Source organism: Streptomyces sp. NPDC046876, from assembly GCF_040645035.1.
GTDB lineage: Bacteria > Actinomycetota > Actinomycetes > Streptomycetales > Streptomycetaceae > Streptomyces.
The window spans coordinates 1-9,400 of the sequence record NZ_JBEYXK010000166.1 but is presented as its reverse complement, the minus strand read 5'-3'; the positions used below and the strand labels follow the sequence as shown (position 1 = coordinate 9,400).

General features: G+C 70.9%; 9 protein-coding genes. 8 read left to right on the top strand and 1 reads right to left on the bottom strand.

Going from position 1 to position 9,400, the window contains the following annotated elements:
- The first annotated feature begins 165 nt into the window (after window positions 1–165).
- From ABZ924_RS37155 to ABZ924_RS37145, 3 genes are all read left to right on the top strand, one after another.
- Window positions 166–672, top strand: a complete 507-nt coding sequence (locus tag ABZ924_RS37155) for a MarR family transcriptional regulator (protein ID WP_361919921.1) — start codon at window positions 166–168, stop codon at window positions 670–672.
- A gap of 93 nt (window positions 673–765) precedes the next feature.
- Complete coding sequence (locus tag ABZ924_RS37150) at window positions 766–1,095, top strand: DUF3817 domain-containing protein (RefSeq protein ID WP_361919919.1); 330 nt, start codon at window positions 766–768, stop codon at window positions 1,093–1,095.
- Window positions 1,096–1,194: 99 nt separating this feature from the next.
- Entirely contained in the window at window positions 1,195–2,895 is a 1,701-nt protein-coding gene (locus ABZ924_RS37145) for a methylmalonyl-CoA mutase family protein (RefSeq protein WP_361919917.1), read from the top strand.
- A 150-nt stretch (window positions 2,896–3,045) separates the two neighbouring features.
- Here ABZ924_RS37145 and ABZ924_RS37140 read toward each other — a convergent pair whose 3' ends face one another.
- The gene (locus ABZ924_RS37140) at window positions 3,046–3,672 is read right to left on the bottom strand and encodes a TetR/AcrR family transcriptional regulator (RefSeq protein ID WP_361919915.1); all 627 of its coding nucleotides are present in this window, start codon (window positions 3,670–3,672) and stop codon (window positions 3,046–3,048) included.
- Between the two features lie 305 nt (window positions 3,673–3,977).
- Here ABZ924_RS37140 and ABZ924_RS37135 point away from each other — a divergent pair, with 305 nt between their 5' ends.
- The 5 genes from ABZ924_RS37135 (at window position 3,978) to ABZ924_RS37115 (ending at window position 9,294) form a co-directional block, all read left to right on the top strand.
- Window positions 3,978–4,979, top strand: a complete 1,002-nt coding sequence (locus tag ABZ924_RS37135; protein WP_361919913.1) for a tetratricopeptide repeat protein — start codon at window positions 3,978–3,980, stop codon at window positions 4,977–4,979.
- Window positions 4,980–5,566: 587 nt separating this feature from the next.
- Window positions 5,567–6,205, top strand: coding sequence for a DUF6230 family protein (locus tag ABZ924_RS37130; RefSeq protein WP_361919911.1), 639 nt, complete (start codon window positions 5,567–5,569; stop codon window positions 6,203–6,205).
- Window positions 6,206–6,319: 114 nt separating this feature from the next.
- Complete coding sequence (locus ABZ924_RS37125; protein WP_361919910.1) at window positions 6,320–6,883, top strand: DUF6114 domain-containing protein; 564 nt, start codon at window positions 6,320–6,322, stop codon at window positions 6,881–6,883.
- Window positions 6,873–8,156, top strand: coding sequence for a hypothetical protein (locus tag ABZ924_RS37120; protein WP_361919908.1), 1,284 nt, complete (start codon window positions 6,873–6,875; stop codon window positions 8,154–8,156). The genes ABZ924_RS37125 and ABZ924_RS37120 overlap by 11 nt, the downstream gene beginning before the upstream one ends.
- A 565-nt stretch (window positions 8,157–8,721) precedes the next feature.
- A complete protein-coding gene (locus tag ABZ924_RS37115) occupies window positions 8,722–9,294 on the top strand; it encodes a hypothetical protein (RefSeq protein WP_361919906.1) in 573 nt (190 codons plus the stop codon).
- Window positions 9,295–9,400 lie beyond the last annotated feature (106 nt).

Genomic DNA, 9,400 nt, shown 5'->3' with positions numbered 1-9,400 from the left:
TCGATGAGCTGGTCGATGGTGCGTACGGCGGGCTCGTTCAGGGTGGGTGTGGTCATGCGGGCACCACCGGAGGCAGCTCGACCGAACACTCCCCACGGCCCGGTCTCGGGACCGAGGAGTGAGACGGGGCACATGTGGAAATGACCGCCCGGTAGGGTCGGAGGCGTGTCCAAGCCGCTCAGCCTTCCCTTCGACCCCATCGCCCGCGCCGACGAGCTCTGGCAGCGGCGCTGGGGGCCGGTGCCCTCGATGGCCGCCATCACCTCGATCATGCGGGCGCACCAGATCCTGCTCGGCGAGGTCGACGCCGTGGTCAAGCCGTACGGGCTCACCTTCGCCCGGTACGAGGCGCTGGTGCTGCTGACCTTCTCCAAGGCCGGCGAGCTGCCGATGTCGAAGATCGGCGAGCGGCTGATGGTCCACCCCACCTCGGTGACGAACACGGTGGACCGGCTGGTGAAGTCCGGGCTGGTGGCCAAGCGCCCCAACCCGAACGACGGCCGCGGCACGCTCGCCTCCATCACCGACAAGGGCCGCGAGGTCGTCGAGGCGGCGACGAAGGACCTGATGGCGATGGACTTCGGCCTGGGCGCGTACGACGCCGAGGAGTGCCAGGAGATCTTCGCGCTGCTGCGCCCGCTGCGGGTGGCCGCCGCCGACTTCGAGGAGTAGTACCCGCTCGGTGGCCCGGCAGTAGCCGGGCTCACACCCGCGCGCACCCGCCCCCGTCAAGATCGAGCAAAACGGACGGCTAGTCTCGGTGCCATGAAGAAAAGCGTGCTGACCCGCTACCGGGTGATGGCCTTTGCGACTGCCGTGATGCTGCTGGTCCTGTGCACCTGCATGGTGGCCAAGTACGGGTTCGACACCGGCGCCGACCTGACCCTCGTGGTCTCCCAGGTCCACGGCGTGCTCTTCATGGTCTACCTGGTCTTCGCCTTCGACCTGAGCTCCAAGGCCAAGTGGTCCTTCGGCCGGATGCTGTGGGTGATGCTCTCCGGCACCATCCCGCTGGCTGCCTTCTTCGTCGAGCGCCAGGTCCGCGCCGAGGTCGAGCCGCTGGTCGTGGACGGTCTGGCCACCGCCCGGGCCTGATCCCGAAGGCCCGCCGCCCCTCGAGCGCGGGTGGAACCCCGGGGATCTCCCCGGGGTTTCCCATCGACATTTACTAGGACGTCCTAGTAAATTCGAAGCATGGACGCTGACGCCATCGAGGAGGGCCGCCGCCGCTGGCAGGCCCGTTACGACAAGGCCCGCAAGCGCGAGGCCGACTTCACCACGCTCTCCGGCGATGCCGTCGATCCGGTCTACGGCCCGCGGCCCGGCGACTCGTACGAGGGCTTCGAGCGCATCGGCTGGCCGGGTGAGTACCCGTACACGCGCGGCCTGCACGCCACCGGCTACCGCGGGCGGACCTGGACCATCCGCCAGTTCGCCGGCTTCGGCAACGCCGAGCAGACCAACGAGCGCTACAAGATGATCCTGGCCGCCGGCGGCGGCGGGCTCTCGGTCGCCTTCGACATGCCCACCCTCATGGGCCGCGACTCCGACGACCCCCGCTCCCTCGGCGAGGTCGGACACTGCGGCGTCGCCATCGACTCCGCCGCCGACATGGAGGTCCTCTTCAAGGACATCCCGCTCGGCGACGTGACGACCTCGATGACGATCTCGGGCCCGGCCGTGCCCGCCTTCTGCATGTACCTGGTCGCCGCCGAGCGCCAGGGCGTCGACCCGGGCGTCCTCAACGGCACCCTGCAGACGGACATCTTCAAGGAGTACATCGCCCAGAAGGAGTGGCTCTTCGAACCCGAGCCGCACCTGCGCCTCATCGGCGACCTGATGGAGTACTGCGCCAAGGGCATCCCCGCCTACAAGCCGCTGTCCGTCTCCGGCTACCACATCCGCGAGGCCGGGGCGACGGCCGCGCAGGAGCTCGCGTACACCCTCGCCGACGGCTTCGGCTACGTGGAGCTCGGCCTCTCGCGCGGCATGGACGTCGACACCTTCGCGCCCGGCCTGTCCTTCTTCTTCGACGCCCACCTCGACTTCTTCGAGGAGATCGCCAAGTTCCGCGCCGCCCGCCGGATCTGGGCGCGCTGGATGAAGGAGGTGTACGGCGCGAAGAACGAGAAGTCGATGTGGCTGCGCTTCCACACGCAGACCGCCGGCGTCTCCCTGACGGCGCAGCAGCCGTACAACAACGTCGTGCGCACCGCCGTCGAGGCCCTCGCGGCCGTCCTCGGCGGCACCAACTCCCTCCACACCAACGCCCTCGACGAGACCCTCGCTCTGCCGAGCGAGCAGGCGGCCGAGATCGCCCTGCGCACCCAGCAGGTGCTGATGGAGGAGACGGGCGTGGCCAACGTGGCCGACCCGCTGGGCGGTTCCTGGTACGTGGAGCAGCTCACCGACCGCATCGAGGCCGACGCCGAGAAGATCTTCGACCAGATCAAGGAGCGCGGCCTGCGCGCCCACCCGGACGGGCAGCACCCGATCGGTCCGATCACCTCCGGCATCCTGCGCGGCATCGAGGACGGCTGGTTCACCGGGGAGATCGCCGAGTCGGCCTTCGTCTACCAGCGCGCGCTGGAGAAGGGCGACAAGCGGGTCGTCGGCGTCAACGTCCACCACGGCTCGGTCACCGGCGACCTGGAGATCCTCCGCGTCAGCCACGAGGTGGAGCGCGAGCAGGTGCGGGTGCTCGCCGCCCGCAAGGAGCGCCGGGACGACGCGAAGGTGTCGGCCGCGCTCAAGGCCATGCTGGACGCCGCCCGCGACGGGTCGAACATGATCCCGGCGATGCTGGACGCGGTGCGCGCCGAGGCCACGCTCGGCGAGATCTGCAACGCCCTGCGCGACGAGTGGGGCACGTACACCGAGCCGCCGGGCTTCTAGGGCCCGGGGTCCGTCCGGGCAGCCGGACGACGGAGCGGTTCCTCGCGGGCCGGTCGCAGCCGCCGCCACACGGCGGGTGCGGCCGGCCCCGTTCCGTACGGGCCTTTCCGTACGGGCCCTTCCGTACGGGCCCTTCGGTACGGGCTCGGCTCAGGCTCCTTCGGAGCCGCGCAGCCCGTGCATCAGCAGGGCCGTGAAGGTGGCCACCCACAGCTCGTCCACCGGCTCCGAGCTGACCAGGGCCCGGTGCACCACGGTGCCCGCGATCACGTCGAAGATCAGGTCCGTGGTGCGGGCCGCGAGGCACTCGTCCTCCTCGTACGGGAGCTCCCCGCGGGCCTGCGCCCGCTCGCGCCCCAGAACGACGAGACGTTTCTGCCGGTCCACGATCGCCGAGCGGATCCGGTCGCGCAGGGCCTCGTCCCGGGTGGACTCGGCGACGACCGCCATCAGGGCGGTACGGGCCTCCGGCCGCCGCAGCAGCGCCGCGAACTGGAGCACCACGTCCTCGATGTCGGCTTCGAGGGAGCCGCGGTCGGGCAGTTCGAGGCAGTCGAAGAGCTCCGCGACCGCATCCACGACCAGCTCGTTCTTGCCCGCCCAGCGGCGGTAGAGGGTGGTCTTCGCGACGCCGGCCCGGGCCGAGACGTCGCCCATCGTCAGCTTCGACCAGCCCAGCTCGACCAGCGCGTCCCGGGTCGCGGCGAGGATCGCGGCGTCCGCGGCGGCATTGCGGGGGCGGCCCGTGCGGCCGGCCGGGGGGCTGGGGTTGTGCATGGCGCAGAACCATACCCGCCGGTAGCGGAACCGTCGGGCCCCTCGGGTGTGTGCTTCAGATCACGGGAGGCGAGGGGGCGCCGGACGCCGCGGCGAGTTACGCTACGGCTCGTAGCGTAAGAGCGGCAACCACGCGAAGAGCTACCGGCGCCAGGTGGGGACCCGGCGCCACCCAGCACCACGGGCGCCGAGGCGCCACGGCAGCACAACCGCACAGCAGCACCAGTGACCGGACCGGCCTGCGGCAAGAACGCAATTCGGCCGATCTTTTTCGTCGGCGCGCGCACACGGGGGAGGATGTACGCATGCAGCCCAGAAACATGTCCATGAGCGGCGTCGTCGACCTCGCCGCGGTGAAGGCGGCCGCCGAGGCCAAGGCGAAGGCCGAGCAGGCACGTGCCGAGGCGGCCCGGCAGGCCGCCCGCGGCGGCGGCGCACCCGCCCCCGCCGGTGCGGTGCCGCCGTCGGCGCTCGTCATCGACGTCGACGAGGCCGGCTTCGAGCGCGATGTCCTCCAGCTCTCCTCCGAGGTCCCGGTCGTCCTGGACTTCTGGGCCGAGTGGTGCCAGCCGTGCAAGCAGCTGAGCCCGCTGCTGGAGCGGCTGGTCACGGAGGCGAACGGCCGCCTCGTCATGGCCAAGGTCGACGTCGACGCCAACCAGATGCTGATGCAGCAGTTCGGCATCCAGGGCATCCCGGCCGTCTTCGCGGTGGTCGCCGGCCAGGTGCTCCCGCTGTTCCAGGGCGTGGCCCCCGAGCAGGAGATCCGCGCCACCCTCGCCCAGCTGGTCCAGGTCGCCGAGGAGCGCTTCGGGATCATCGGCGTCCAGGTCGACCCGAACGCCGAGGGCGGCGCCGCCGGTGCGGCCGCCGCCGAGCCCCCGGCCGGCCCGCACGACGCGCTGCTGGAGGCGGCCGTCTCCGCGCTCGACGCCGGTGACCTGGGCGGCGCGGTGCAGGCGTACAAGAACGTCCTCGCGGACGACCCGGCGAACACGGAGGCGAAGCTGGGCCTGGCCCAGGCGCAGCTCCTCGCCCGGGTGCGGGACATGGACCCGCAGGCGGTGCGCACCGCCGCGGCCGAGAACCCCAAGGACCCGCAGGCCCAGATCGCGGCCGCGGACCTCGACCTGGTCGGCGGCCACGTGGAGGACGCCTTCGGGCGCCTGGTGGACACCGTCCGGGTGACCGCGGGCGCCGACCGCGACGCCGTACGGCTGCGACTGCTGGAGCTGTTCGAGGTCATCGGGCCCGAGGACCCGCGGGTGGCGGCGGCGCGCACGGCCCTCGCCCGGGTGCTGTTCTAGCGGCCCCTCCGGCACCCGCTCCGGGCACCGGCGATTTGTTGACACGTAGATAAACAGCGGCCGCACTTTGCCAAAACTTGGCAATTGCGGCCGCTGTTACTCGCAGTAAGTGGAACCCCGTGATCTGTCCGGGGTGTACGGATTCACCCCGCTCTGTCGTGGCCTTGGGTGACACCCTGTGTTGCTGCCCGACGGCGGCGGGTCGAGCTGCGGTTATCTTGCCGTTACCCGCCAGTAACGAACCCCCTTGTGCCCCGGCCGGGAATGGACCACGATCGGCGACGCTCGGTCCTTCCCGCAGAGCCGCTCGCACGGAGCCGCGGTGGAGGGTCCCCACCGGGCCGGCCGGGGCCCGTGGCACCGGCCGTGGGACAGGGGGGTCTTCGCCACACCGGCGGAGCCTGTCCTCCTGGTTGCGCGAACGCGTGACCCAGTGGTTGTCGCTCGGGGGTGAACGCCGGTGTATCGGACGCGGCCCGGCCGCGGCACGGCCGCCTGCGCTCTCCTTCCCGAGGACGTAGCACTTCTCCCATCCCAGGACGGGCTCTGCCCGGACCGGAGATGTACGTCCGAGAAGGAGGAACGAAATGAGTTCTCAGGTTCGTGGCGGGACCAGATGGAAGCGCTTCGCGCTCGTCATGGTGCCGAGCATCGCGGCCACCGCCGCGGTCGGTGTGGGTCTGGCGCAGGGTGCCCTCGCGGCGTCCTTCAGCGTCTCGGGTCAGGACTTCAAGGTCACGGCCGACAAGCTCGACGGTGACAACCTCATCCAGTACGGCGGTATCGCCGAGGGTCACGACCTCAAGGGCAACGCGGCGCACCACCCGGTCACCATCTCCGGGTTCAGCCACGCCGAGATCACCAACATGTGCCAGTCGCTGGTCACCCCGACCCCGCTGGGCAACATCACGCTCCAGCTGCGCACGGGCCACAAGGGCAAGCCGGCCGTCGCCGACAACATCTACCTGGATGTCGCGGAGCTCGACACCGACGCCGAGTTCAAGAACCTCGACATCGGTGTCGCCGTGGGCGACGCGAGCCACAAGACCAAGCCGCAGGCCGGCACGGTCGCGAGCCCGTACGCGTTCTCGCAGCGCGCCGACAAGGCCGTGCTGACGAACGTGCGCCAGAAGGCGTGGGCGACGACGGCGGGCACCTTCAAGCTGCCCGACCTGAAGCTGCGCCTCATGGGCGGCGACCAGCCCTGCTACCAGGACGAGAAGTAATCCGTCCCGGAGTGTGACCGGTCAGGGCGGCCGGCGGCGGCAGCAGCCGCGGTCGTCCGCCCGTCCGGGCTCCACAGAGTTCTCCGTACCACCGTTTCCAGGGAGCTGTTGTCCATGAACCCCCAGGCCCCGGTTTACGAACGCGCCGCAGACGACGCTTGGCTCACCGTGCTGTACTACCGCTTCCACGCCTGGAGCGGTCGCCGTCCGTTCTGGGCCGGGCTGTTCACGCTCCTCGGTGGTGTCCCGATCGCGTACTTCCCGTACGCGGACCTGCGCCTCGGCAACCTCACCCTCGCCATGGCCACGACGGCCGGCTCCGGCTCGCTGATCATCGGCATCCTGCTCATCACGCTGGGCCTGGCCCTGTGGTTCCAGCAGGCCATCCGCACCTTCGCCGGCGTCGCCGCCATCCTGCTGGCCCTGGTGTCCCTGCCGGTGTCCAACCTCGGCGGCTTCTTCATGGGCTTCACCCTCTCCATGGTCGGCGGCGCCCTCGCACTGGCGTGGGCTCCCGGCGCCCCGGTGGACGAGACGGCCGCGGCGGCCGGCGGCGCGGTCAGGACCGAGGCGATGGCGGGCGGCGCCCCCGGCGTCCCGGCCCCCCGCGACACGGAGACGGCCTACGCGAGCGAGAAGACTGCCCACGCCGACGGCGGGAGGAACAGTGCGGGGTGACGAGACGCAGCGGGGCGCGGCCCCGAGCGCAGAGTCCCGTGAAAGAAGGGGTCCGCGGCACGCCGCGCCCCGGAAGTCGCTGCTGAACAAGATCCAGATACCCGTCGGCAAGACGATGGCGCTGGCGGCCATGCCGACCGCGGTGTTCGTCGGGATGGGCATGGCCCCCAAGCTGGCCATGGCCGACGACCAGGAGATCCCCTTCGCGCCCGGCCCGTGCGTGACACGGTCCGACGCTCCCGCGGAGTCGGCCTCCCCGAGCCCCTCGACGTCGCCCTCGTCCTCTCCCTCGCCCGGCGCCAGCCCCTCGCCCGGCGCCTCCGCGACGCCCAAGCCCGGCGCCACCGCCCCGGCCCCCAAGCCGTCGGCGAGCAGCTCGGCCGCCGCCAAGCAGCCGGACAAGGCGGCGTCCGCGACCCCGGCCGCCCCCGCCCCGACCGCGTCCAAGGCCCCGAACCCGCTGGACCCGCTGGGCGTCGGCGACAAGGTCAAGGGACTCCTCGACTCGCTCGGCAGGCCGCTCCAGGGCACCCCGTCGGCCACCCCGACGCCCTCGGCCACGGCCACGGCGCCGACCAAGGCCCCGTCCACGCCTGCCCCGGACCCCAAGGCCGATGCGATCCGCGAGGCCGCGAAGAAGGCCGGCGTCGACGTCTCCGAGCTGCCCCAGGACGTCAAGGACACGGCGGTCACGCCCAAGGACGAGACCGGCAAGAAGCCCGGCGACGACAAGGCCGAGGACGGCGCGAAGCCCGAGGAGTCCAAGGACCCCAGCGGCAAGCAGCCGTTCCCGTGCCCGACGTACGACGCCAAGGCGCTGGCCGACGCCGAGCTGGAGCCGGGCATCCCGCTCCTGCCGGACGAGCCCTGGTACCTCGACAGCTCGCTGCTGACCCTCTACGGCCTGGACTACAAGGGCATCGTCGAGGTGAAGACCGCGAGCGGGAAGACCAAGAAGGTCCTGAAGTTCACCGCGGACTCGCTGGACATCAAGGACCTGTACCAGACGGTCGGCAAGAACGGGAACGTCGCCCACCTGAAGTCCCGCCCGGGCTCCACCTCGAAGATCCGCGGCGGCGAGGTGACGATGTACACCGAGAGCCTCAAGGGCAACCTGTTCGGGATCATCCCGATCGAGTTCTCCCCGAACAGCCCGCCGCCCCTGAACGTCCCGTTCGCGTTCTTCACGCACGTCAAGGTCGTCCAGGCCGGCCAGTTCGGCGGCACGCTCACCGTCCCCGGCCTGAAGAACTACATCGGCCCGCCGGAATAGCAGTCATTCCCTGTGGCCCGCCCCCAGGGGACGCTGTTGGCTCATTCCGCCCCGCTGGATCTGATCCGGCGGGGCGGAGTGCTGCGCAGGGCTGATGCGGGTGGGTGCTCGGCGTTGCCGGGTGAGGCGGGCGTTGAAGCGGGTCAGGCTGACGGCGGCGCTGGTCAGCTGGTGCTGGAGGCTGGTCTTGGCCAGGCCCCGGGGCCCGCCCGGCGGTCTTCAGGAGCCCTTTTTCACGGGACGGCCAGGATCCCCGTCCAGCACCCGGCGACCGGCATCCGCTCGGATCAGCCGGTCACGGAACTCCGCCAGCACCTGGCGGTCCCGGCCCGCCGGATGCCCAAGGCAATCCCACCGTCGTTTCGACGCCGGTAGGGAACACGGTGATCACCCAGATCAAACAGGTGAAGAAGAAGGTCGACGGCAAACATCAGGACGGGTACGTCGTGTACACGACCTACCCGAAGTAAAGGACGCACTGGTGAAGCAGGTTCCACGCCGACTCGGTTCGGACATCGGGCTCAGCGGCTTGATGAAAACGTTCCACTACCCCCGGACGAACAGGATGTCCATCGCTCTGGCCCACGTCGGGTGGTTCGCGGAGCGCGAGGACGGTGCGTTCGCCCATCAGCTGCTGGATGACACCAAGCGGCTGCTGGCTTCGGACCTGTCCGGCCCGGAGCTGTCCGCGCTGTGGCAGGCGGGGACGTTCCGGGACTTCGATCTCGAAGCGTGCGGGATCGAGGGACGCCAGTGGCTCACCTGGATCGAGGAGATCGCCGAGTACCGCATCACCTGGAACATCGGCGAGGCACCCGTCCCGCTGGATCCGCCACCCGCTCGCGGGCTGGCGGAAGCGGTGCTGGGCGAGATCGCCTCGGTGGCCCAGGATCTGGAGTCGGCCACGGCCGGGCACTCCTACGCCGCGGTGCCCGGCGTGGTGCCGGCGCTGCGGCGGGTCGTCGCCGAGGCCGATCCGGATCTCGGCTTCCGGCTGCTGCTGCGCGTACTCAAGTCCTACTTCGTACCGGTCGGCCCCACGCGCGTCGCCGGGTACCACGCGCTCGCGGAGCCGCTGGGGCTGGAGAGGGCGCTCGTCGAGGACGGCGATTTCAACGTGCGGCCCGATCTCGGCTGAGCAGCCGGAAACCACCGAGGGCGGGCACCCGGATCCCCTTCAGGATCCGGGAGCGCAGGCGGCGGCTCGCGGCGCTGCGCGGCTCCCCGCCCGGCGCGGAGGGGCC

Bases quoted from the DNA above. Each gene is read 5' to 3' on its own strand.
- ABZ924_RS37150 (WP_361919919.1), top strand. From the start codon at position 766: ATGAAGAAAAGCGTGCTGACCCGCTACCGGGTGATGGCCTTTGCGACT.
- ABZ924_RS37145 (WP_361919917.1), top strand. From the start codon at position 1,195: ATGGACGCTGACGCCATCGAGGAGGGCCGCCGCCGCTGGCAGGCCCGT.
- ABZ924_RS37140 (WP_361919915.1), bottom strand. From the start codon at position 3,672: ATGCACAACCCCAGCCCCCCGGCCGGCCGCACGGGCCGCCCCCGCAAT.
- ABZ924_RS37135 (WP_361919913.1), top strand. From the start codon at position 3,978: ATGCAGCCCAGAAACATGTCCATGAGCGGCGTCGTCGACCTCGCCGCG.
- ABZ924_RS37125 (WP_361919910.1), top strand. From the start codon at position 6,320: ATGAACCCCCAGGCCCCGGTTTACGAACGCGCCGCAGACGACGCTTGG.
- ABZ924_RS37130 (WP_361919911.1), top strand. From the start codon at position 5,567: ATGAGTTCTCAGGTTCGTGGCGGGACCAGATGGAAGCGCTTCGCGCTC.
- ABZ924_RS37115 (WP_361919906.1), top strand. From the start codon at position 8,722: ATGTCCATCGCTCTGGCCCACGTCGGGTGGTTCGCGGAGCGCGAGGAC.